The sequence below is a fragment of the Lacicoccus kunmingensis DSM 17847 genome (assembly GCF_059568765.1).
The window spans coordinates 32,193-55,743 of the sequence record NZ_JCANUC010000002.1; the positions used below are offsets into that span (position 1 = coordinate 32,193).

Genomic DNA, 23,551 nt, shown 5'->3' on the forward strand with positions numbered 1-23,551 from the left:
CTCTTTCAGTTTCTGTATAATAAATATTTAATATTGTATAAAATTAAACCCCTGACTTAAATTTCCATAGGTCAGGGGTTCGAGGCTTTGCTTTCATTATGAAGTTTGATAAGTATTCGATTTTTATTTTACGTTTCATTCGCTACAGGTGTACCTGTCTGTACTGTCTTGCCGCTTTTTTCACGGACAAACAGCAGTGCTGTACCGCCAAGGAGACTCGGTATGGCGAACGCCATGAATGCTGTCTGCGGTTCGAGGTTCGTCATCAGAACGAGACCAATCAGAATCGGGGCAGTAATTGAACCCAGTCTGCCGATGCCGACTGCCATGCTGAGTCCTGTCCCTCTGATATCAGTCGGGTAAAATGCACTGATATACGGATTGACAAGATTCTGTGTGCCGCCTGTACATGCACCGCCGATTGCGATCAGTACATATATAAGTGCCGGCTGCTGCGTGACACTCAAGAAGACAAAGCATATTGCACCCATCAAATACATCGAAAGCAGCACATTTTTATGACCGATGCGGTCGACCATGTACCCGCCTGTAAGCGAGCCGATGATCTGACCGACAGCAAGTATCATGATGAATGACATACTTGACGCGACATTGAATCCGGATTCCTGCATCATCGTCGGCAGCCATGTATTCAGACCGTAGATCATCATCAGACAGCTGAACACCATCACCCAAAATGCAATTGTCGTCATCGATCGGTTATCCGTGAACAGTTTCCCGACCGGCAGTCCCTTCGTATCTTTTTTCGCAGTTGTATATATGAACTTATCTGCTTTATTATAATTGCCTCCAGGATTTGCACGGTTCAATATTTCAGCCACTTTATCTTTATGCCCTCTCTGCAGATGATATGAAATGGATTCCGGAAACTGTTTGATTATAAACGGCAGTGCGAGAAGCGGCAATGCGCTGAGCAGGTACATAAATCTCCAGCCCAGACTTTCAATAAAGTACATCGCAGTGACTGAAGCAATGATTGCGCCGATTGAATAGCCGCAATACATCGCAGCAACCGTCATCGCCCTGTTCTTCTTAGGGGAATATTCGGTCATAAAGGAAATCACGACCGGCATGAGGCCGCCCATACCGATTGAACCGATAAAACGGAAAATCAGGAACATCGTCGCGTTTGTTGCCAGCCCCGCCAGCGCATTGAATACGCTGATCAGTATGAGACAGATGATCAAAATGCGTTTTCTGCCGATAATATCAGAGAAGGAGCCGAGTACGAAAGTCCCGAGCATCATACCGGCAAGGGCATAGCTTCCGATGGCTCCACCGGCTGCAGAAGTCAAGCCGAAGTCTTCCATCATATGCGGTAACCCTATTCCGTATAATGCGATATCAAAACCGTCAAAAGCAATGGCGAAGAAACACCATATAAACACAATCAGATGAAACTTATTGAAGCGGCTTCTATCAATCGCTTCTTCCACTTGCACTTTCTGCATACCTGACCCCTCCTGATATTAGAATTTTATTGTTATGATGACCAGACTTCACGCGCAATGCTGACTACATGTTCAATCTTTTTCCACTGTTCCTCTTCTGTCAGCAAGTTGCCTTCTTCCGTTGAGGCGAAACCACACTGCGGACTCAGCGCCAACTGCTCAAGTGGTACGTATTTACTTGCTTCTTCTATACGTTTTTTCACTTCTTCTTTATCTTCAAGTTCACCGTGCTTTGAAGTGATGAGGCCCAGGATGATTGTCAGATCATCTCTTTGTACATGGCGCAGCGGTTCAAAGCCGCCGGCACGCTCCGTATCATATTCAAGGAAAAAACCGTCGATATTCAGTTTACCGAAGATCTCAGATGCCACCGGTTCGTATCCGCCTGAGGAAATCCATGTTGAACGGAAGTTACCCCGGCAGATGTGCATTGTAATTTTAAGGTCCTCCGGGCGGTCGGATACTGCCTCATTGATCGTCTCCAAATACTTTTCTACAAGGTAATCCGGGTCCAGCCCCTTTTCTTTCAATCGTTCTTTCTGCTCATCAGAACAGAGGTACGCCCATGCAGTGTCATCGAGTTGAAGGTATCTGCACCCTGCTTCATAAAATTTCTGAATGCCTTTTTTATATGCCGCTGCAAGGTCTTTGAAGAATATCGTTTCATCCGGATAGGCAGCAGGGTCGATTTCACCGCGGAAGTGCAGCATGCTCGGACTTGGAATCGTTACTTTCGCTGTGTGCTCTCCTGCCTGTTCCTGAAGGAATTTGAAATCTTCGATAAACGGATGATCATCAAAGTCGAGCTTGCCCGTCACTTTGATCGCCCGTGATTTCGTCTGCTGGTTTTTAAATTGGATGCCGCCACCGGACCAGTAACCTTCCACACCTGTTAAATTCTCAAGGAAATCAAAATGCCACCATGCTCTGCGGAATTCTCCGTCAGTCACAGCTTCGAGGCCCGCTTCCTTTTGTCTTTCTACGACTCTTTTTATTTCTTCATTTTCTATCTGTCTAAGATCTTCTTTAGAAATTTCTCCTGCTTCAACTTGTCTCCGTGCATCCTTGATTCTTTTAGGTCTGAGCAGACTGCCTACCTGATCTGCACGATATATTTTTTTAGTATTTACTGTTGTCATGACTACCACTCCAATTTTTGTATTAGATAAATACTACCATGGTTATCGGATATAGAATAACAGTATTTATTCATAACTCGTTATAACTAAAAGCTATATCAGCTGAATATCTTTTTATGTGGTGAATAAGACATAGAAATAAAAAATCGGCAGACGCTTTTGTGCCGTCTGCCGTTGTTTATTTAACTGTCACTAATCCGTCTGCATATCTTCCCAAATTTTCATGCGCTCTTCGAAACTGACTTCCTTATGGACCTGGTGCAGCATCCACATATAGCCGAAAGGATCCATGAACATGGCATTCGACACACCGAAATCTTTAATCTCTGTTACACTCTGCACTTCTGTGCAGCCGGAATCCAGCGCTTTTTGGTATGTGCGCTCTATGTCCGCCACAGTAATATTGAACCAGACGGTATTTGGATGGTCCGGATCAGCTGCTTTCAGCCCAGCGTCGGGATTGACATCCAGCATATGAAATCTGACATCATATAGTTTAAAAATCACTTCATTCAGACTCTGCTCGAAATTTGTCACTTCTATACGCTCGACTTCAAATATCTTTTCATACAGCTCCAGAGCTTTCAGACTATCTTCAACTATAAAATCAATTTCAGTTTCTCTCATTTTATGCCCTCCTCAGTTTATTTGAATTATAACATTATTGAGTTATTTTATTGGTTATTGAGGGGTACGAGTGAGCCATTGATCAGCCGTTTTAGATACTGTTAAAATCGGTTTCGCATAACTTTGCAATATCATCGGAGAAGTGCGATTTCGACTAACTTTCTACATTTTAGTCATTTATGCGATCATTTAAATGAAATTCAAATATCTTTACGTTTCTGGATGACTTATACGATGTTAGATTATAAATTCCAATCACATCCTCTAAAAAGTACCCACCAAACCGGATTCGGTTGCTAATTCCGATTTGGCACTGCCAAATTCTTCTGTCAAATCGAATCTCAAGCCCCAAAACGATTTCAACCTCCAATATTCGTATCACTAATCGGATTCGATATCGTCTTTCGATTTCAAACTGCCCAACATACCACGCTAATCGGATTCATCCCTGAATTCCGATCACATCTTTCAAATTCCATACCTCACATCAAAATCAGCACCCTAATCCAGCCGCACATCCCCCAACACCTCAAAATTTCCAAAAGAAAATCCCCGCTGCATCTGTTCAGCGGGGATTCAATACCTATATATTATATTAATTATTTAGCTAAAGCGTCTTTTGCTTTAGTTGCCAGTTCAGCAAATGCCGCTTCGTCAGCGATTGCGATTTCTGAAAGCATTTTTCTGTTTACATCGATACCTGCTACTTTAAGGCCATTCATAAGACGGCTGTAGCTGATGTCGTTTTGACGTGCTGCTGCGTTGATACGTGTGATCCATAATTTTCTGAACTCACGTTTTGTCGTTTTGCGGTCACGGTATGCATACTGACCTGATTTGACTACTTGTTGTTTCGCCGTTCTGTATAGAGTACTCTTTGATCCAACGTACCCTTTTGCTAGTTTTAATACTTTTTTACGTCTTTTACGTGACGTTAGACCGTTTTTAACACGTGCCATCGTTTATTCCTCCTTGAAAAATGTAATTATTTAGCTTTTGCCAGTAAGTGCTTAAGTCTTTTAGAATCTGATTTCGCAACTAATGTCGCTTTTCTTAATTGACGCTTCTGTTTAGTTGATTTGTTTGCAAAAAGGTGGCTTGTAAATGCTCTGCCACGCTTGAATTTACCTGTACCAGTTTTCTTTACACGTTTAGCATAACCTCTGTGTGTTTTCATTTTAGGCATTTTATTGACCTCCGGAATTAGTTATTTGTTTTCTACAATTGGTGCAACAATCAGGAACATTGAACGACCTTCCATTTTAGGTCTCTGTTCTATTGTCGCTACATCTTTAAGCTCTTCAGCAAAACGTTCCAAGACTTTACGACCGATATCTTTGTGAGTGATTGCACGGCCACGGAAGCGGATGGAAACTTTTACTTTATCTTCTTTAGAGATGAATTTCTTCGCATTTTTCAATTTAGTATTGAAATCGTGCTCTTCAATCGTCGGTGATAGTCTGATCTCTTTAAGATTGATGACTTTCTGCTTTTTACGTGCTTCTTTTTCTTTCTTCTGCTGTTCGTACTTGTACTTGCCGTAGTCCATAATACGGGCGACAGGCGGTTTAGCCTTTGGTGCAACCAATACTAAATCCAATTCCACACGTTCTGCCATTTCCATAGCTTCTTTCGTCGGTTTAACGCCGACTTGTTCACCGTCTTGTGCAATTAATCGAACCTCTTTAGCGCGAATACGATCATTGATGATTGTTTGGTCTTTTGCTATCTTTGACACCTCCATAATATTTAAGACGAACAAAAAAGGCGGCTGCATATATTATGCACCCGCCTGTCTCCATAAATACGCCGGACATACCTGCTGATATGTCCTGTATTTCTGAAACCCGGTCACAACATTACTGCGCTTGCGGGTGAGAAGCGGGAGCTTCTTCTTGTCCGTTCTTATCAACTCTTAATACTATACAGGCTAAATCTCATTTTGTCAAACTATTTTTTGAGTCTGATCTCATCGATGAGTGACCACAGGAATTCTTCCCTGTCGAATGTGTTCTGTGCTTCTTCACCGTACTTGCGGACGTTCACTTCGTTTTCTGCGATTTCCTTATCACCGATGACGACCTGATAAGGGACTTTACGCATCTGTGCATCACGTATCTTATACCCCATCTTTTCGTTGCGGTCATCGATGTGCACACGGATGCCCTGTGATTTCATCTCATCATGGACGCTTCTTGCGTAATCATAATGCAGATCCAGGTTGACCGGGATGATTTCAACCTGCTGCGGGGCAAGCCACAGCGGGAACACACCTTTATATTCTTCAGTCAGGAATGCCACAAAACGTTCCATCGTCGAAACAACGCCGCGGTGGATGACAACCGGACGGTGTTCCTCGCCGTCTTTACCGATATAAGTGAGATCAAAACGTTCTGGCAATAAAAAGTCGAGCTGCACTGTCGACAGCGTCTCTTCCTTGCCGAGCGCAGTCTTCACCTGTACATCGAGCTTCGGTCCGTAAAACGCCGCTTCGCCTTCTGCTTCAACATAGTCAAGACCCATGTCATCCACTGCTTCTTTCAGCATCGCTTCCGCTCTCTGCCACATTTCATCGTCATCGAAATATTTTTCCTTATCTTCCGGATCACGGTAGCTCAGACGGAATGAATAATCATTCAGATTGAAGTCCTTATATACTTCCTGGATCAGTTCAACCACACGGATCAGCTCTTCTTTGATCTGGTCCGGGCGGACGAATACGTGCGCGTCGTTCAATACCATGCCGCGTACACGTTGCAGGCCGCTCACTGCGCCGCTCGCCTCGTAACGGTGCATCATGCCGAGCTCTGCAATCCGGATCGGCAGCTCCCTGTACGAGTGTTTTTCATTTTTATAGATCATCATGTGATGCGGACAGTTCATCGGTCGGAGCACCAGGTCCTCGTTACCCACTGTCATCGGCGGGAACATGTCGTCCTGATAGTGATCCCAGTGACCGCTCGTTTTATAAAGGTCACTGTTTGCCATGATCGGTGTATACACGTGGTCATAGCCGAGTGCCACTTCCTTATCAACGATGTAGCGCTCGATTTCACGACGGATCGTCGCACCGTTCGGGAGCCACATCGGCAGGCCTGCACCAATCAGCTGGTTGTTTTCAAACAGCTTCATCTCTTTTCCGATTCGGCGGTGGTCACGTTCCTTACGCTCCTCCAGAAGCTGCAGATATTCATTCAGATCTTTCTTGTTAAAGAACGCTGTACCGTAAATCCGCTGCAGCATTTTATTATCAGAATCCCCGCGCCAATATGCACCGGCAGTCGATAAAAGCTTGAATGATTTTATTTTCGAAGTTGATGGGACATGCACACCGCGGCACAGATCCGTAAATTCACCTTGTGAATATATGGAGACATTCTCGTCTGCAGGGATCGCTTCGATCAGTTCCTGTTTATACGGATCATCCTGGAACAGTTCTTTTGCTTCATCGCGGGAAAGTACGCGTCTTTCGATTTCCACGTTTTCATCCACAATCCGCTGCATTTCCTTTTCAATTTTAGGAAGGTCATCTTCAGAAATGCTTTCGTCCATATCAAAGTCGTAATAAAACCCTTCTTCAATGACAGGACCGACACCGAACTTCACATCACCGTAAAGTCTTTTCAAGGCCTGCGCCATCAGGTGGGCAGTTGAGTGTCTGAGCACTTCAAGCCCCTCTTCGTTTTTATTTGTAAATAATTCAATGTCTGCACTTTCTTCGATTGGACGTCTTAAATCATACATTTCACCGTTCACTTTTGCCGCTACAGCCGCTTTTTTAAGGCCCGGGCTGATGGACGATGCCACCTCCTCGGCAGTGATGCCGAAATTGAACTCTTTACTGTTGCCATCCGGGAATTTAATATCAATTGCTTCAACCATTTGACTCATCCTCTCCTATAAAATAAAAAAGCCCCTCTATAATAATAGAGGGACGGATATAACCGTGGTACCACCCTGATTTATGATATAAAAATACTGATCATCTCAAGTAAGGCGATAACGGACCATGCCGGCTGAGTATTAATCAGCAGATCATAAGGTAGTGACATCCAACGGTTTAATACACATCTTTCAGCAGGTGATGTGCTCTCTTTGAATAAATCCGAAAGTGTTTCGTCCTTGGAATTTAATTAATGAAATTTGTAAATTAATTATACTGTATAGAAAAATTTAATGCAATAGCTAGCCGTTTCTGTAATTGTCACCGGTCATCTGCACTTCTTCGCACAATGCCCTGATCCTTTCGGTCATCCGGCGCGCCTTCGTTTCCTCGATACCATTCTCTTTCGTTCTCGCATAACGGTATTCCAGATCATCAATTGAGTAGTTGGAACTGATGAAAGTCGGCAGTTTCTGCACCATTCGGTGATGCAGTATGCCCGTAATGACTTCGTCTCTCGCCCACGGCGTGACGTCTTCTGCACCCAGGTCATCCAAAATCAGCACATGCGCATTTTTGATCAGGTTATACTTTTCATCCGTTGTACCGTCACGGAAGCCTGCTTTTAAGTCACGGAGAATTTCAGGCACATAGACGATCAGTGATGAAACCGCCTTTTCTTTCAGTTCATTGGCGATACATCCGAGAATGTAGGACTTGCCGATTCCAAATTCGCCGTGAATATAAAGACCGCGGTAGTTTGTATCCGACGCCACCGCATCCGTCACCTGGATTGCCTTTTTCAAGAGAACATTCCGGTTGGATGCGTCATCCAGATATATCGTATCGAATGTGGCATTTTTAATATCTTCCGGCACATGATAAGACTGGATCAGATTTTCCCTTTTAATGAATTCGTCGTTTCTCACTTTGATCGGACACGGTGTGTAAAACATGTTCGCCCGGTCGTTCCTGATATCAATATTGATAATATAGCCGTCGGGATGATTTTCACATTGACCATCACTGTTCTCTTTACATTCGGATGGCTGATCGGCATAATGCTTTAAAGTGATCAGGTCGTTTTTAATCATCGAAGCGGTCAGAGGGGTTTCCTCATCATTGATCAGCTCCACTATTTTAGGGTTCTGAATCAGCTCCTGATAAATACGCTCATTGTTTCGCTCTATTTTTTTATTGTTTTTAATGAATTGGTTAATCGGCTCCATACTATCACCTGTTTTTTCTAAAGTCCTCAATCATTTTCTGAAGTTCTGGATCATCTTTTGCAGTTTTTTGTGATTGATTTGTTCGTTTCTTTTCGGTTTTCACCGGTTCTTTATTTTTCTTTTCGGGCTGCTGCTTACTTTTAGACATCCATTTCGGTGCTTGTTCACCCTGGCGTTCTGAAGGCAGATATCTTTTCTTCCGCTTCTCCTGCTGCTCCTGGTACTCTTTGATGGATTCAACGGCCTCTTCTGCAGACTGATACCCTTTTTCAACCCAGTTGTTCGCCACCGTCATCGTGTAATTATACGGCAGTTCCCCCTGCATTTTCAAAAATACATACTCAAGCAGTATATTGATGACCCCGTGATTGAGCGGCGTATTCACAATAATATCCGTCACCAGCTTCAAGTCGATGTCCGTTGGGGAACCATTTCTCAGGTCCCTCAGCCTGTCGATCGGGTTTGTTTCATGCAGCATCTTGATGTATTCTCTGTCTTCCTCTTTTTCCGGGCCGCTTTCTGCCTTCTCCTCTTTTTTTTCGAGAACTGGGCTGACCTGTTTCGATTCAGCCTGGAAATATTTCCTCGCTTCATACTTCAGTTTTGCTTCATCGATGCCGTGGTAATTCGACGTTGCTTTAAGCAGTATATTTTTCATATCATAAGCATTCAGATTGAAAAGCACACTCAATTTGACGATAAGCATCCGGATATCTTTCGTGAAAAACTTCCTGTCGATGATCGTCCCCTTCAGATGCGTGAATAATACGTCGAAATCAAAATCATCCAGGTCGACATTGATCCCGGCAGAAACGGTCCGGTCTTTGAAGTTTTCCGCCGGCAGTGTATAACTGCTGTCATTTTGATGATGGAAGACATCGGTGAATTTCATCGTCACTTCAGAAATGTTTTCTGGAAGCTCCGGATACATCAGCCGTTCTTTCTTTGTTTTGTACTGTGCACTGCCCACTTTGCCATACAGATACATGCTGAGCATCGGATCATTTAAAAATGATTCAGCATCGAGCGGCAGCAAAAGTTCATACACAAACAAATCTTCATGCGTATGATTCGATACATAACTCTTCATCAGACCGATTGCTTCCAATTTCTTAAACCGGTCCATCAGATCTGAAAGTGATATGGATAATGCATCCATGAACTCTTTGTGGAAACGGATGGTCAGCGGCTCATAATGTGCCGTGGATTCGAACATGTAAATGTAAGTCATGGTCGTATCCGCACCGATTAACGGTAAATAAAGTTCATTGACCACTTCCATATTGTCCCGGCTCAAAGTCATCGGACGATACACTATGAATTCAGTATTCGGTTTCAGGCGGTTATTGATGTTCATTATTATTACTACCCTTTGTCAACTGGTTTAAAGTTTCCATCAATTGGTCTATGTCCTTGAATTCTTTATAAACTGATGCAAACCGTACGTACGCAACCTGATCCAGTGTAATCAGTTCTTTCATGACAAACTCACCGATATCATTTGAAGATATTTCAGCCTTATTCAGGTTTCTTAAATTCGCTTCTACCCTATCTGTACGTTTCTCGAGCTCTTCATAAGGAATCGCCCTTTTTTCACATGCCCTGAGAAGCCCGGCAAGCACTTTCTCTCTATTGAAAACTTCTCTTGTACCATCTTTTTTAACAACGACCAGAGGTGTAACTTCTACACGTTCGAATGTAGTGAAGCGAAATCCACAACTTTCACACTCACGGCGGCGTCTGATTGTAGACATTTCATCCGTGTGGCGTGAATCGATCACTTTGGAGTTACTATGCTGACATTGTGGACATTTCATAAACGATCACCTCTTTTAAAGAATTTCTTCTATTATATCAAATTTTATTCATTCCCTATACTAAAGAAAATAAAAAAGACCCAGAACATTGTTCTGAGCCTTGCTGACGATTAAAGTTCGTCTGCAATTTTTTCTGCCAGTTCAACGGTACGCTTCGAGTAAGCCCACTCGTTATCGTACCATGCGAGCACTTTGACTTTGTTATCGTCCATAACCATCGTCAGGCTTGCATCGATGATTGAACTTCTTGCATCCGTATTGAAATCTCTCGATACAAGTGGTTCGTATGTAACACCAAGCACACCTTTCATTTCACCGTCTGCATACTTTTCAAATGTGCTGTTCACTTCTTCAGCAGTCACTTCTTTGTCCAGATCGACAACCAGGTCCACAAGTGAAACATTCGGCGTCGGTACACGGAGTGCCAAACCGTCAAGTTTACCTTTCAACTGAGGCAGGACTTCTCCAAGGGCTTTAGCCGCACCAGTTGAAGTCGGAATGATGTTTTCTGCCGCTGAACGTGCACGGCGCAGATCCTTATGAGGATTATCTATTGTTTTCTGATCGTTCGTATACGCATGGACAGTCGTCATCAATCCATTATTGATACCGAACTCATCATCCAAAATTTTTGCTACAGGCGCTAAGCAGTTCGTTGTACATGATGCATTCGAAAACACATTGTAATCATCGACACTCAATGTTTCATCATTTACACCGACAACGACCGTCTGAACATTTCCGCCTTTTGTCGGTCCTGTCAGGACGACTTTTTTAGCACCGGCTTTAATATGACCGGAAGCGCCCAACTCGTTATTAAATTTGCCAGTCGCCTCAAATACAATATCGATTCCCAAATCTGACCATGGTAGATTTTCAGGGTTACGATCGCTCGTAATCTTTATTTCATGACCATCAACTACAAGGGCACCCACTTTTGGCTCAACCGTTTTCTGCCACTTCCCGTGAGTTGAATCATAATTAATTAAATGGGCAAGTGTTTCAGCAGGATAGCTTGCATTGACTGCAACAACCTCTAAATGTTCAGATTCCGATGCAATTCTGAATACCATTCTACCTATTCTTCCCAAGCCATTTATCGCAACTTTTTTCATGACAAATCTCCTTTATGTTATGCTTTTTCATAAATAGTATAACACATTTAAAATTCCTGGAAAGCGGTATTTTTACAATTGTTGTTTTTTCAGCGTTTCGACAAATTTATCGATCTGTTCATACAGTTCTTTTTGATCATTATTATTATCAAATACATGATCGCTCAAGTCTTTTTTTTCATCAAGTGACATCTGGCTGTTCACCCTGGACGCCGCTTCTTTTTCAGTCAGATTGTTACGTTCCATCAATCTTTCCATCTGGTTCTCTTTTGTCACATAGACGGTAATCGTGATATCACAATTTTTATCCAGACCGTTTTCAAACAGCAGCGGAATGTCCAGGAATACATGGTTATGTTTTAAAAACGCCTCCTGATCCGCATTCATCATCCGGCGGATTTCCGGATGGGATATGCCATTCAGCTTTTTCCGCTCTTTTGGATCATTGAAGATGATTTCACCGAGTTTTCTGCGGTCGATCTCTTTATTTTCATCTAAAATATCCGTGCCGAAAACTTCTATGATTTTATGATAGCCCGCACTGTCTTTTTCGGTGACTTTTCTTGCATAGACATCTGCATCGAGCACTTCAAATCCCAGGCTTTTTATGTAATCGGATGCAGTCGATTTTCCACTGGCGATGCCGCCGGTCAACCCTATCACTTTATACATTGCTGTAACCCTCTCCTAAACAATTTATCGCTGGCATTTCGTACAATAGAATGTATTCCGTCCCGCGATGACTTTTGTCTTTATGTCATGCCCTTCAGGACACGTTTTACGCTGATACACCTGAAATCTGTTCTGCATTTCCCCGCTTCCGCCGGTCGAACTGCGGTAGTCCGATATCGTCGAACCGCCCTGTGTGAGTGACAGCTCAAATACATCTATGATTGCCTGGAATAAGCTCTCAAGCCTTTTGACAGAGATATTCCCGGCTTTTCTTGTCGGCAGCACACCCGCAGAGTACAGACTTTCCGCTGCATAAATATTTCCGACACCCGTGACGACTGTGCTGTCCATCAGCACGGCCTTGATCGTTTTAGAGGCATTTTTAGGATGTTTCACTGCATTCCGGAAAAATTCTTCCGCTTCAATGGAATCATATTCAGGCGCCATCCGGACAACCGGCAGGAAATCCCCGAGTTTATCAATTGTCCTGAGCTCGCCGAAGCGTCTGATATCCGCATAGACCAGCATACTCCCGTCCGACAGATAAAATATGACATGCCAATGCACTTTAAAATTATGCTCCACGATTTCATCCAGGCTGTTCAGATGAAAAAATGCACCGCTCATACCTAAATGACCAATCAGGTATTTAACCTGACGGTCATTCTGCAGTATGAAGTATAAATATTTGCCGCGGCGTCCGAGCGAAAGTATATCCATGTTTTTCGTGTTTTCGATAAATATATCAATAGGTTCTTTAATGATTGTCAGCTTCCCGGCATTATGGCCGTCAATGACCTTGTCCGATACTTCAACATCTTCAATCGTTAAATTTTCCACTGTTTTCAATTCTCTTTTAACCAATTCCACTTCTGGTAATTCCGGCACTTTTACACCTACTTCACCTGGTACCAGTCGCTGCCGTAGCCATGTTCGACTTTCAGCGGCACACCGATATCCATCGCATTTTCCATAATATCTTTTATTACCGTTAAAAATTCTTCCACTTCATCTTTCGGCACATCGAAGATCAGTTCATCGTGGATTTGCAGCAGGAGTTCAGCATTGAATGACTGCGCCTTTTCATCTTTTGCATAATTCACCATTGCAAGTTTGATGATATCTGCTGCACTGCCCTGTATCGGCGAATTCATCGCCGTACGTTCCGCAAAACTTCTTGCATTGAAATTCCTGCTGTGGACATCCGGAGTGTATCTGCGTCTGTTGAGCAATGTTTTAACATAGCCATCACGCTTCGCATCCTGAACGATCGACTTCATGAATTCCTTCACTTTAGGGAAGGAGTTCAAGTAATTATCAATAAAAGTCTTCGCTTCTTTACGTGTGATGCCCAGATTCTGGCTGAGTCCGTAGTCACTAATGCCGTAAACGATACCGAAGTTTACCGCTTTTGCGTTCCGTCTCATTGTGGACGTTACATCATCACGTTCCACGCCGAAGACTTCCATTGCAGTTTTCGTGTGAATATCGAGATCGCTCGTGAATGCTTCACGCATCGTTTCATCACCCGTGATAGCTGCGAGCACCCTGAGTTCAATCTGTGAATAGTCCAGTGCAAGCAGTACATGATCGTCGTCTTTAGGTACAAAGGCACGTCTGATTTTCCTTCCTTCTTCCAGACGGACCGGAATGTTCTGCAGGTTCGGCTCCACTGATGACAGACGGCCGGTCTGGGCCAGCGTCTGGTTGAAACGCGTATGAATTCTGGAGTCCTCTTTCACTTCATTTTGAAGACCGATGACATATGTCGACTGCAGTTTTGACAATGTGCGGTAATCCAGAAGGTACTGGATGATCTCATGCTTATCAAGCAGCGCTTCGAGCACATCCACTGCTGTAGAATAACCCGTCTTCGTCTTTTTGATGACGGGCAGTTCAAGCTTTTCGAACAGCACGACACCAAGCTGTTTCGGAGAGTTGATGTTGAACTCTTCTCCTGCTAGTTCAAAGATTCGGGATTGGATTTCTTTCAACTGACCGTCAATTTCATCTTCCATTTCGACAAGACGTTCAGGCATGACACGTATGCCTCTGATTTCCATATCCGCAAGCACCTTTGACAGCGGCACTTCCAGGTCATAATACAGTTCTGACATTTCATCTTCTGTCAGTTTCTCCACCATCTTATCTTTTGCGGTATGGACCGCCATCACCTTATCTGTCAGAAATTCGATTGTTTCCTCTTCGGAAGGATTCTTTTTATTTCTCCCTTTTCCGTAGTGGAAATCGTCACTGTTGATATTGATGCCGTATGGACTCACCGTCTCTGAAACATCGATGATCTTCGTCGATGGATCGAGCAGGAAACTCGCCATCATGATGTCATTGCTGAAACCGTTGAATCGAATATTAAGCTGATTGAGCAGTGCAATCTGTCTTTTTATATCGTAAGCATTGACCGCTTCCCTGCTGTTCAGGAATTCTTCCAACTGCTTGGCATTAATATTTTCAAGACTTCTGACATACGCTTCTTCACCGTCAGTCAATGCAATGAATTCCGGCTTGTTATATAAGTAGTTTTCTGCATGCACTTCAAGGTGGATGGATACTTTATTTCCAAGATCCTCAAGGTTATCCGTATGCTCAACATCGAAGTCACTGATGTCTTCAGTTTCTGCTGCATCCATATTCTCAAGCAGTGAATTGAATTCATATTCTTTGAACAGCTCATATTTCTGTTCTTCTGTATCATTTTTAAATTCCAGGTCTTCAAGTTTGAAATCAAGCGGCACTTCTCTGTGGATTGTCGCAAGACTTTTACTCATCAATGCTTCTTCAGTAAATTCCTTCAGCTTCTCCTGAAGCTTCTTGCCGCTCACTGAACCTGCATTTTCCAGCACATTTTCAACCGTGCCGAACTGATGGAGCAGTTTCAGGGCCGTCTTTTCACCGACACCCGGGATACCCGGAATATTATCTGATTTATCCCCCATCAGACCTTTTAAGTCTATAATCTGTTCCGGTGTCAGGTCATATATTTCCCTGACATGTTCAGGTGTGTATTCATCAATATCACTGATGCCTTTTTTAGTGAAATATATGACTGTATGATCACTCGCCAGCTGTGTGAGGTCTTTATCACCCGTAATAACAATCGTTTTCATCTTTTCTGCATCCGCCATCATGGAAAGAGTCCCGATGATGTCATCCGCTTCATATTCATCCAGCTCAAAGCGTTTAATTCCGTATGCATCAATCAGGCGCCTGATCGGCGCGAACTGTTCACCCAGTTCAGGCGGTGTTGACTGTCTCCCGCCTTTATAGTCTTTATATTCTTTATGTCTGAAAGTCGATTTTCCAGCATCGAAAGCAACCATGAAATGAGTCGGCTCTTCTTCTTTGATGATTCTTTCCAGCAGTCTCGCGTAACCGAATATTGCATTCGTATGCAGACCGCTCTGATTGGACAACAGAGGCAATCCGTAAAATGCCCTGAAAGCCACACTGTTCCCGTCTATTAAAATCAATTTCTTCATGAGTTATGCTCCTCAATATAAATTATCATTCTTCGAATTATATATACCATTTTAACAGAGAAAAGAAAAAGACGCAGTTTTATCTGCGTCTTTGAAATCTTTTATTAACCTTGATATTCGATTGGTGCTGCTGGTCCGAGCGGTAATCCGAACAGCATCCACACGATGAGCATCAATGCCCAGAATACGAAGAAACATATGGAGTATGGCAGCATGACCGAAATCAATGTACCGATACCGATATTTCTGACGTATTGTTGTGCAAATGCGATGATAATTGCGAAGTATGTCATTAACGGTGTAATGATGTTCGTTGATGAATCCGCAACACGGTATGCCATCGTCGTCAGCTCAGGTGAATAGCCGAGCTGCATCATGATCGGTATGAAGATCGGGGCCATCATAGCCCACTTTGCACTGGCACTTCCGATGAACAGGTTGATGAATGCAGTCACTGCCATAAACCCGATAATAAGCGGAATGCCTGTCAGATTCATGCTTTCAAGCAAATCTGCACCGTTGACACCGATAACGAGTCCGAGATTGGATTCGTTGAAATATGCAACGAACTGACCGGCTGTGAATGCAAGAACAATGAACATACCCATCGATGCCATCGTTTTCGACATCTGTCCTGCAACATCTTTATCGTTCTTGATTGTACGGGTTACCATGCCGAACACAAGACCCGGTATAAAGAACAGAATTGCAATAATCGGCACGAGAGATGACATGAACGGCGACTGGATGATTGTATCCATGTAAGTGCCGTCAGTACCTCTCATCGGCGAATTTGGAAATACGACAAGCGACAATGCAAGCCCAAGTCCGATGATTACAGAAATGAATGCAGACCATAGACCTTTTATCTCAATTTTTGTGAGCGGTGCCATATAATCTTCTGCTGCTTCATCACCAGCATCTTCCGGAGCTTCCGAAGGATTATATTTTCCAAGTCTCGGTTCGACAATTTTATCAGAGACGAACCAGCCGACAAATGTCAATATGAATACGCTTGTTGCGATAAAGAACCAGTTCATGGTTACATTCATCGTTTCAGCATATGCCGGATCGATTGTTGCCGCTGCTGCGGTACTCAATTCAGCAAGCATAACATCTGTACCACTGATCAGAAGGTTTGCGGAGAAACCAGCCGATACACCGGCGAATGCGGCAGCAAGACCCGCAATCGGATGTCTTCCAAGTGCCAGGAATATGACTGCGCCAAGCGGCGGCAGTACAACATAACCCGCATCAGAAGCAAGTGATGACATGATACCTGCAAAAACAAGTCCTGCAGTGATCAGACTTTTAGGTATTGACAGTACAAAACCTCTAAGCGCTGCACTGATTAAACCTGAATGTTCTGCCACACCGATACCGAGCATCGTTACCAATACCACGCCAAGCGGTGCGAAATTAATGAAATTATCTGTCATCGTGGAGAATATGTAATTAATACCCTCTCCGTTGAGCAGATTCGTTACTGAAACTGTCTCCTCTTCCCCAGGGTGTTGCACCGACACGCCCATACTTGCGAATAGCCAAGACGCAAGCAGTGTCAAACCTGCCAGTATTGCAAATAATGTAACTGGATGAGGCAGTTTATTCCCCAGCCATTCTACAAAATCCAGGAACTTTTGGAAGAGACCTTTTTTACTTCTACCATTTTCCATTCCATTCTTCCTCCCAAAAATATAAGTAATCTTAAAATAAAGATAACGGCTTATATTATAAATGGTCGCAGCCATATTATCAAATGGTTTTGAAAATGTTTTCAAACAAAGAAAAAAGAAGAATGGTCAATCTGACCATTCTTCTTGAAATTAATTTTTATTAGTCCATGTTCTTAACAAGTTCTTCACCGAACTCTGAACATTTCACTTCTTTAGCGCCATCCATCTGACGGGCAAAATCGTAAGTGACTACTTTAGAAGCGATTGTTTTTTCCATCGCCTTAGTAATCAGGTTTGCAGCTTCAGTCCAGCCGATGTGCTCAAGAAGCAGTACGCCTGAAAGGATGACTGATGAAGGATTCACTTTATCCTGTCCTGCATATTTAGGTGCAGTACCGTGTGTCGCTTCAAAGATTGCATGTCCTGTTTCGTAGTTGATGTTCGCTCCTGGTGCAATTCCGATACCGCCGACCTGTGCAGCAAGTGCATCGGAAATGTAGTCACCGTTCAGGTTCATCGTAGCGACTACGCCGAATTCTTTCGGACGCAGTAGGATCTGCTGTAGGAAGATATCCGCGATTGCATCTTTAACGATGATTTTACCTGCAGCTTCTGCTTCTCCCTGTACTTTGTCCGCTTCCTCGCGGCCTTTTTCTTCAACGATTTTGTCATACTCTTTCCAAGTGAATACTTTATCGCCGAATTCTCTTTCAGCAAGGTCGTAACCCCATGCTTTGAACGCACCTTCAGTGAACTTCATGATGTTACCTTTATGAACTAAAGTAACAGAAGGACGGTTGTGTTCGATTGCATAGTTGATCGCTGCACGTACGAGACGCTCAGTACCTTCTTTTGATACCGGCTTGATACCGATACCTGAAGACTCAGGGAAACGGATGTTTTCAGAGCCCATTTCACCTTGGATGAAATCAATCACTTTCTTAACATCTTCTGAACCTTCCTGGAATTCGATACCTGCATAGATGTCTTCAGTGTTTTCTCTGAAGATGACCATGTCAGTATCTTCCGGACGTTTAACCGGTGAAGGGACACCGTCAAAATATCTTACCGGACGCAGACATGTGAAAAGGTCCAGTTTTTGACGCAGTGCAACGTTCAGTGAACGGATACCGCCGCCGATTGGTGTTGTAAGTGGTCCTTTGATTGCAATAAGGTATTCGTTGATTGCATCAAGCGTTTCCTGAGGCAGCCACTCTCCTGTTTCATCGAAAGCTTTCTGTCCTGCAAGCACTTCTTTCCATTCGATTTCTTTTTCTCCGTTGTATGCTTTTTCAACAGCACCGTCTAATACTTTTTGTGCCGCATTCCAGATGTCCGGGCCTGTGCCGTCACCGATGATGAATGGGATAACCGGTTTGTTTGGTACAGTCAAATTACCATTGTTAGTTGTGATTTTTTCACTAGCCATAATTAATTTTCCTCCAAATTATCTATTTTCGATTGGTTCGTATTTTCTGTCTGTTGCACCGATATATTCTGCTCTTGGTCTGATCAGTCTGTTGTCTGCATACTGTTCTAAAATATGCGCTGTCCAACCTGATGCACGGCTTATTGCAAAGATTGGTGTGAAGAGATCTGATTCAATGCCCATGGAGTGATAGACAGTTGCACTGAAGAAGTCGACGTTAGGCAGAAGGCCTTTTTCTTCTTTAACGATCTCAGCAATTCGTTTTGAAATGTCAAACAGCTCGCTGTTGCCGCTTTCGTCTGTCAGTTTCTTAGACATATCTTTTAAATATTTCGCACGAGGGTCGCCTTCTTTGTATACTCTGTGGCCCATCCCCATAATTTTTTCTTTGTTTTCAAATTTCTTTTGAATGTAGCTGTCCGTTTTATCAAGTGTACCGATATCCTTCAGCATCGCCATCACCTGTTCGTTTGCACCGCCGTGAAGCGGGCCTTTAAGGGCACCGATCGCCGCTGTGACACCGGAGTACACATCCGATTCAGTTCCGACACAGACACGCGCTGTAAACGTGGAAGCGTTCAGCTCATGGTCTGCATGCAGTACGAGCACTTTATTCATCGCTTCGATTTCTGTATCCGTCGGCTCTTCACCGTTCAGCATATACAGGAAATTCGCTGCATATGTCAGTCCTTCTTTAGGTTTTACAACATCCTTGCCATTGCGCAGTCGTGCAAATGCTGCAACAAGTGCAGGCAGCTGTGCGAGTATGCGCACCGCTTTCTGCTGTGACGCCTCCAATGATTTGTCTTCAGCATTTTCATCAAAGTGGGCTGTCAGTGAAAGACCTGTTCTGACTGCCGACATAGGATGTACTTTATCAAGCGGGTATAATTCAAAATGCTTATAAATGTTGTCATCCAAACTCATCAGATCAAACAGTTCTTTATTGAATGCTTCCAGCTCCTGTTCATTCGGCAGCTTATCGTTCCATAACAGATAAACCACTTCCTCAAACAGTGCATTTTCAGCAAGATCATCTATTTCATAACCACCATAGGTCAATTGTGAACCGATGATTGAACTGATCTTGGAATTAGCAACAACTACCCCTTCTAAACCTTTGTTCTCAGGCATTTTAAATCCTCCTCTAAATTACTATAGAAATATTTATAGTTTCTCTCATTATATCAAAGAATAAGATATTGTGAATATTTCAATGTAATGCCAATATTTGTGAAAGCATTTACATAAACACTATCAGAGCCCATCATCAAAGCTTTTCTAACAGAATATTTGAAAATATGCGTTATGATAAGTAATGTTTAATTATCTTATGGTTAAAGATAACTTTACCTTATGTTGCAGAGATTTACATACCGCTTGGTTTTTCAATGACAGGTATATTGCCGATTCTTTCAATGGAGATTGTCGATGACAGCTCATATTCTTCGCCGTCACTGTTTACAACAGCTGTCAGTTCGCCGCCGTCATATTTGTATTCACTGTCGAAAGTGAGTGTCATCTCACCCGAAATATCATCCGCATCTTCAATGATGCCGCTCGCTTCTTCAGTCAATAAAACGCTGATATCTTCCTGATTTTCAAACTGCACAGCAAGAGAATAGCCATTTTCTGTTTCTGTGACTTCGCCGGATCTGTAGTTGTCGAGCCGGCTGATCAGATCGCTGTATGCGGAGTTTTCAATATCCATCTCTTCATCCTGCAGTTCGAGCGCTTCACCTTTGTAGATGTAGTGTTCGCCGTCGATGATATAGTGCGTCGTTGTCAGATCATCACTGTTGATCGCGATTTTAAGTTCATTCTGATCGCTGTGGGTAGTGATTGTTCTTATCGGGTTGGAGTCTTCTCCGCTGGACATGTTATAAACCTGATTCAGTTCATAACTTTCTGTATCCGACCAATTTTCCTGTGCCCCGTCGATCAGCTCATCTGCAGAAAGGGATGATGCTTCGCCGGATCCATCTTCAGATTCTTCACTTGTCTCACCTTCTGATTCCTCTGTGCCTTCCTCGGAACTTTCTTCTCCAGTCGATTCAGAATCATTCTCGTCATTACCATTACATGCTGTCAATAATAACATTAATCCAAAAATCGTAGTCAATAATAAATTTCTTTTCATAGTCAACACCTCAAAATCATTATACCAGTGAAAAAATTAGAGTGAAACAAATATTTGATGCTTGTCATGTAAAAACACCCCATCAGCCGTCTATTACGGTAATGGGGTGTAAAATGAGTATTAAAGTACGTTTGCATGTCCGCTGTAAATGGAGTTCTGTGCGGAATCGATAGTGACAAGGTCACCGTCTTTCAATATTTCAAACGCGTTTTTTGCACCGACGATTGTCGCAAGCTCAAGGTTCAGGCCGACGATTGCACCGTGGGAGGTCAATCCGCCTTCCACAGTGACGAGCCCTGCCACCTCTTCCAGCAATTCCGTCATCTCGGACTGAACCGAAGTGAGGACGACAATTTTATCTTTGATATCTTTCGATTTCAATTCTGAAAGGTTGTCCGCCGTCACAACTTCGGCCACCGTGCTTCTTCTGCCGATACCTTGTGCTTTGATCAATACATCGCCGACAACATGAAGTTTCATCAAGTTCGTCGTTCCTGCCTGACCTGTCGGTACACCCGCAGTGATGATCAGAAGGTCACCGTAGCTCGCATAGCCTTTTTCAAGCGTGACGGATACAGAAGTATTTAAAAGTGTATCCGTATCTTTCGTGGCGTCTTCAACAATCGGCTGCACGCCCCATATCAATTCAAGCTGTCTTGCCACATATCCGTAAGGCGTCACTGCAACGATATCCGCCTGAGGTCTGTATTTCGCAATAATCTGCGCTGTATGTCCGGATTCTGTTGCAGCGACAATGGCCTTGGAATTTAAATTGAGTGCAGTGTGCGCAACAGAAACACCAATCGCGGTCACAAGATTCGTCTGCTGGACTTTTGTTCTGTCTGACAGAAGCTTTTTATAATCCTGCGCTTCCTCTGCAGAAACTGCGATTGAAGCCATTGTTCTGACCGCTTCCACCGGATAATCCCCTGCTGCTGTTTCACCGCTCAGCATCACGGCATCGGAACCGTCATATATTGCGTTTGCCACGTCACTCGCCTCAGCGCGTGTACAACGCGGATTTACCTGCATGGAATCCAGCATCTGTGTCGCTGTAATTACCGGCTTGCCGATCAGATTACATTTTTTAATCAGCTCTTTCTGTACCATAGGCACTGATTCCGGTGGAATTTCGACACCCAGGTCCCCTCTTGCCACCATCAGTCCGTCAGATACTTCAAGAATCGAGTCGATATTGTCAATGCCTTCCTGGTTTTCAATTTTAGGTATGATATTGATATAACTGCCATCGTGTTGTTCCAGCAGTTCGCGTATTTCGAGAATGTCCTTATTTCTTCTTATGAAACTTGCTGCAATGAAATCGACTTCCTGTTCGATTCCGAAAAGGATGTCGCTCTCGTCTTTTTCAGTGATGCCCGGCAGGTTGACTGATACTCCCGGAACGTTCACACCTTTTTTGTTTTTGAGAAGTCCGTCGTTTAAAACTTCACAGTGGATTTCTCCAGCTTCTTTATCGATTTCTTTTATTTTCAGTTCGACCAGACCGTCATCCAGTAAAATTCTGTCTTCTGTGTCAACGTCGTTGATCAAACCTTCGTAGGAGATTGAAAATTTCTCTGATGTTCCTGTGACTTCTTTCATGGAAACTGTGATTGCCTGACCTTTTTTCATTTCAACCGCACCGTTCTCCATCGAGTGCGTTCTCATTTCAGGACCTTTCGTATCCAGCAGAATGCCGACTGTTTTATCCAATTTTGAAGCGACACGTCTGATATTTTTAATTCGTGCAGCATGTTCTTCGTGATCACCGTGTGAAAAGTTCAATCGTGCAACGTTCATGCCTTCTGCCATTAATCTTTCCAACATTTCCGGTGATTCTGATGCAGGTCCAATTGTACAAACAATCTTTGTTTTTCTCATTTATAATATCCTCCTAAATTGATAACTCCTGGGAAAGTTTATATAGTGCTCTGTCAATCTGATGTTTCTCATCAAATATTTTATCAAATTTTGTTTCAACAAGCTTGTTATTCTCTATACCCACTGCACAGCCGGAAATACCATCTTTCAATAAATCCACGGCAAGTGCACCGAGTCTTGAAGCAAGCACTCTGTCATTGCCGGTCGGCTTACCGCCGCGCTGCATATGGCCGAGAACACTTTCTCTCGTATCCACATTGATATATTTCCTGAGCTCCATACCACATTCCTGTGCAGACATTACCCCTTCTGCCACAATGATGATGGAATGTTTCTTACCACGGTTCATCCCGGTTTCGATTCTTTCGGCCACAGCTTTTATATCCGCCGCCGCTTCAGGAATCAAAATCGTTTCGGCACCGCCTGCAAGACCGGCCCAAAGCGCAAGGTCACCGGCGTCTCTGCCCATCACTTCTATGATGAATGTTCTTTCGTGGCTCGTTGCAGTATCCCTGATTCTGTCGACTGCGTCAACAACCGTATTCAATGCCGTATCAAAACCGATGGTGAAGTCCGTGCCGTTGATGTCATTATCAATCGTTCCGGGCACACCGATTGTTTTGATCCCTTCTTCATTCAATCTCTGTGCGCCTCTGTAGCTGCCGTCACCCCCGATGACGACCAGCGAATCGATGCCGTATTTCTTAAGGTTGTCGAGACCTTTTTGACGCACCCCTGCATCGATGAATTCCGGACATCTTGCACTGAACAGTTTCGTTCCCCCTCTTTGGATGATGTCACCGACATCACCAAGTTCCAGCTTTTCTATATTATCATTGATCAGTCCCTGGAACCCCTGATATACACCATATACTTCATATCCTTCAAAAATACTTTTTCTCACTACAGATCTTATGGCGGCATTCATTCCAGGGGAATCTCCACCACTTGTCAATACTGCAATTTTCTTCATA

At 43.5% G+C, this 23,551-nt stretch carries 20 protein-coding genes; all 20 read right to left on the minus strand.

What is annotated here, in order from left to right:
• Nucleotides 1–128: 128 nt before the first annotated feature.
• Complete coding sequence (locus BO48_RS02570) at nt 129–1,472, minus strand: MFS transporter (RefSeq protein WP_496365875.1); 1,344 nt, start codon at nt 1,470–1,472, stop codon at nt 129–131.
• A gap of 32 nt (nt 1,473–1,504) precedes the next feature.
• Nucleotides 1,505–2,611: a 5-methyltetrahydropteroyltriglutamate--homocysteine S-methyltransferase gene (locus BO48_RS02575; protein WP_496365876.1), complete on the minus strand. Its 1,107-nt coding sequence runs from the start codon at nt 2,609–2,611 to the stop codon at nt 1,505–1,507.
• Nucleotides 2,612–2,803: 192 nt separating this feature from the next.
• Nucleotides 2,804–3,238 carry a VOC family protein gene (locus BO48_RS02580; RefSeq protein ID WP_496365877.1) on the minus strand — a complete coding sequence of 145 codons (435 nt, stop codon included), beginning with the start codon at nt 3,236–3,238 and terminating at the stop codon, nt 2,804–2,806.
• 599 nt (nt 3,239–3,837) lie between these two features.
• Entirely contained in the window at nt 3,838–4,197 is a 360-nt protein-coding gene (gene rplT / locus BO48_RS02585) for a 50S ribosomal protein L20 (RefSeq protein WP_496365878.1), read from the minus strand.
• Between the two features lie 26 nt (nt 4,198–4,223).
• Entirely contained in the window at nt 4,224–4,424 is a 201-nt protein-coding gene (rpmI, locus tag BO48_RS02590) for a 50S ribosomal protein L35 (RefSeq protein ID WP_496365879.1), read from the minus strand.
• A gap of 21 nt (nt 4,425–4,445) precedes the next feature.
• Nucleotides 4,446–4,976, minus strand: coding sequence for a translation initiation factor IF-3 (gene infC, locus BO48_RS02595; protein ID WP_197272225.1), 531 nt, complete (start codon nt 4,974–4,976; stop codon nt 4,446–4,448).
• Between the two features lie 212 nt (nt 4,977–5,188).
• Nucleotides 5,189–7,120 carry a threonine--tRNA ligase gene (gene thrS, locus BO48_RS02600; RefSeq protein ID WP_496365880.1) on the minus strand — a complete coding sequence of 644 codons (1,932 nt, stop codon included), beginning with the start codon at nt 7,118–7,120 and terminating at the stop codon, nt 5,189–5,191.
• Nucleotides 7,121–7,423: 303 nt separating this feature from the next.
• Nucleotides 7,424–8,350, minus strand: a complete 927-nt coding sequence (gene dnaI, locus BO48_RS02605; RefSeq protein ID WP_496365881.1) for a primosomal protein DnaI — start codon at nt 8,348–8,350, stop codon at nt 7,424–7,426.
• Nucleotides 8,351–8,354: 4 nt separating this feature from the next.
• Nucleotides 8,355–9,707 carry a replication initiation and membrane attachment family protein gene (locus BO48_RS02610; protein WP_496365882.1) on the minus strand — a complete coding sequence of 451 codons (1,353 nt, stop codon included), beginning with the start codon at nt 9,705–9,707 and terminating at the stop codon, nt 8,355–8,357.
• Complete coding sequence (gene nrdR, locus BO48_RS02615; RefSeq protein ID WP_496365883.1) at nt 9,694–10,167, minus strand: transcriptional regulator NrdR; 474 nt, start codon at nt 10,165–10,167, stop codon at nt 9,694–9,696. Before nrdR ends, BO48_RS02610 begins: the two co-directional genes overlap by 14 nt.
• 110 nt (nt 10,168–10,277) lie before the next feature.
• Nucleotides 10,278–11,282: a glyceraldehyde-3-phosphate dehydrogenase gene (locus BO48_RS02620; RefSeq protein ID WP_496365884.1), complete on the minus strand. Its 1,005-nt coding sequence runs from the start codon at nt 11,280–11,282 to the stop codon at nt 10,278–10,280.
• A 72-nt stretch (nt 11,283–11,354) separates the two neighbouring features.
• Nucleotides 11,355–11,954: a dephospho-CoA kinase gene (coaE, locus tag BO48_RS02625; RefSeq protein ID WP_496365885.1), complete on the minus strand. Its 600-nt coding sequence runs from the start codon at nt 11,952–11,954 to the stop codon at nt 11,355–11,357.
• A gap of 24 nt (nt 11,955–11,978) precedes the next feature.
• On the minus strand, nt 11,979–12,842 hold the full coding sequence (gene mutM / locus BO48_RS02630) for a bifunctional DNA-formamidopyrimidine glycosylase/DNA-(apurinic or apyrimidinic site) lyase (RefSeq protein ID WP_496365886.1): 864 nt from the start codon (nt 12,840–12,842) through the stop codon (nt 11,979–11,981).
• An 8-nt stretch (nt 12,843–12,850) separates the two neighbouring features.
• Complete coding sequence (polA, locus tag BO48_RS02635; protein WP_496365887.1) at nt 12,851–15,451, minus strand: DNA polymerase I; 2,601 nt, start codon at nt 15,449–15,451, stop codon at nt 12,851–12,853.
• A 104-nt stretch (nt 15,452–15,555) separates the two neighbouring features.
• The gene (locus BO48_RS02640) at nt 15,556–17,127 is read right to left on the minus strand and encodes an AbgT family transporter (RefSeq protein ID WP_496365888.1); all 1,572 of its coding nucleotides are present in this window, start codon (nt 17,125–17,127) and stop codon (nt 15,556–15,558) included.
• A 160-nt stretch (nt 17,128–17,287) separates the two neighbouring features.
• Nucleotides 17,288–18,559, minus strand: a complete 1,272-nt coding sequence (gene icd, locus BO48_RS02645) for an NADP-dependent isocitrate dehydrogenase (RefSeq protein WP_176754073.1) — start codon at nt 18,557–18,559, stop codon at nt 17,288–17,290.
• 15 nt (nt 18,560–18,574) lie between these two features.
• Entirely contained in the window at nt 18,575–19,690 is a 1,116-nt protein-coding gene (locus BO48_RS02650) for a citrate synthase (RefSeq protein WP_052255954.1), read from the minus strand.
• Between the two features lie 235 nt (nt 19,691–19,925).
• Nucleotides 19,926–20,696 (minus strand): hypothetical protein, encoded by a 771-nt coding sequence (locus BO48_RS02655; protein ID WP_496365889.1) that lies wholly within the window; start codon nt 20,694–20,696, stop codon nt 19,926–19,928.
• A 120-nt stretch (nt 20,697–20,816) separates the two neighbouring features.
• Nucleotides 20,817–22,577 carry a pyruvate kinase gene (gene pyk / locus BO48_RS02660; protein WP_496365890.1) on the minus strand — a complete coding sequence of 587 codons (1,761 nt, stop codon included), beginning with the start codon at nt 22,575–22,577 and terminating at the stop codon, nt 20,817–20,819.
• Nucleotides 22,578–22,590: 13 nt separating this feature from the next.
• Nucleotides 22,591–23,550, minus strand: coding sequence for a 6-phosphofructokinase (gene pfkA, locus BO48_RS02665; RefSeq protein WP_496365891.1), 960 nt, complete (start codon nt 23,548–23,550; stop codon nt 22,591–22,593).
• Between the last annotated feature and the right edge of the window lies 1 nt (nt 23,551).

What these genes read in the sequence shown, in the direction of transcription:
- pyk (WP_496365890.1), bottom strand. Translation starts at nt 22,577, where the DNA reads ATGAGAAAAACAAAGATTGTTTGTACAATTGGACCTGCATCAGAATCA.
- rpmI (WP_496365879.1), bottom strand. Translation starts at nt 4,424, where the DNA reads ATGCCTAAAATGAAAACACACAGAGGTTATGCTAAACGTGTAAAGAAA.
- BO48_RS02655 (WP_496365889.1), bottom strand. Translation starts at nt 20,696, where the DNA reads ATGAAAAGAAATTTATTATTGACTACGATTTTTGGATTAATGTTATTA.
- BO48_RS02575 (WP_496365876.1), bottom strand. Translation starts at nt 2,611, where the DNA reads ATGACAACAGTAAATACTAAAAAAATATATCGTGCAGATCAGGTAGGC.
- BO48_RS02650 (WP_052255954.1), bottom strand. Translation starts at nt 19,690, where the DNA reads ATGCCTGAGAACAAAGGTTTAGAAGGGGTAGTTGTTGCTAATTCCAAG.
- thrS (WP_496365880.1), bottom strand. Translation starts at nt 7,120, where the DNA reads ATGGTTGAAGCAATTGATATTAAATTCCCGGATGGCAACAGTAAAGAG.
- BO48_RS02580 (WP_496365877.1), bottom strand. Translation starts at nt 3,238, where the DNA reads ATGAGAGAAACTGAAATTGATTTTATAGTTGAAGATAGTCTGAAAGCT.
- BO48_RS02620 (WP_496365884.1), bottom strand. Translation starts at nt 11,282, where the DNA reads ATGAAAAAAGTTGCGATAAATGGCTTGGGAAGAATAGGTAGAATGGTA.
- dnaI (WP_496365881.1), bottom strand. Translation starts at nt 8,350, where the DNA reads ATGGAGCCGATTAACCAATTCATTAAAAACAATAAAAAAATAGAGCGA.
- pfkA (WP_496365891.1), bottom strand. Translation starts at nt 23,550, where the DNA reads ATGAAGAAAATTGCAGTATTGACAAGTGGTGGAGATTCCCCTGGAATG.
- coaE (WP_496365885.1), bottom strand. Translation starts at nt 11,954, where the DNA reads ATGTATAAAGTGATAGGGTTGACCGGCGGCATCGCCAGTGGAAAATCG.
- nrdR (WP_496365883.1), bottom strand. Translation starts at nt 10,167, where the DNA reads ATGAAATGTCCACAATGTCAGCATAGTAACTCCAAAGTGATCGATTCA.
- BO48_RS02610 (WP_496365882.1), bottom strand. Translation starts at nt 9,707, where the DNA reads ATGAACATCAATAACCGCCTGAAACCGAATACTGAATTCATAGTGTAT.
- polA (WP_496365887.1), bottom strand. Translation starts at nt 15,451, where the DNA reads ATGAAGAAATTGATTTTAATAGACGGGAACAGTGTGGCTTTCAGGGCA.
- rplT (WP_496365878.1), bottom strand. Translation starts at nt 4,197, where the DNA reads ATGGCACGTGTTAAAAACGGTCTAACGTCACGTAAAAGACGTAAAAAA.
- BO48_RS02640 (WP_496365888.1), bottom strand. Translation starts at nt 17,127, where the DNA reads ATGGAAAATGGTAGAAGTAAAAAAGGTCTCTTCCAAAAGTTCCTGGAT.
- BO48_RS02570 (WP_496365875.1), bottom strand. Translation starts at nt 1,472, where the DNA reads ATGCAGAAAGTGCAAGTGGAAGAAGCGATTGATAGAAGCCGCTTCAAT.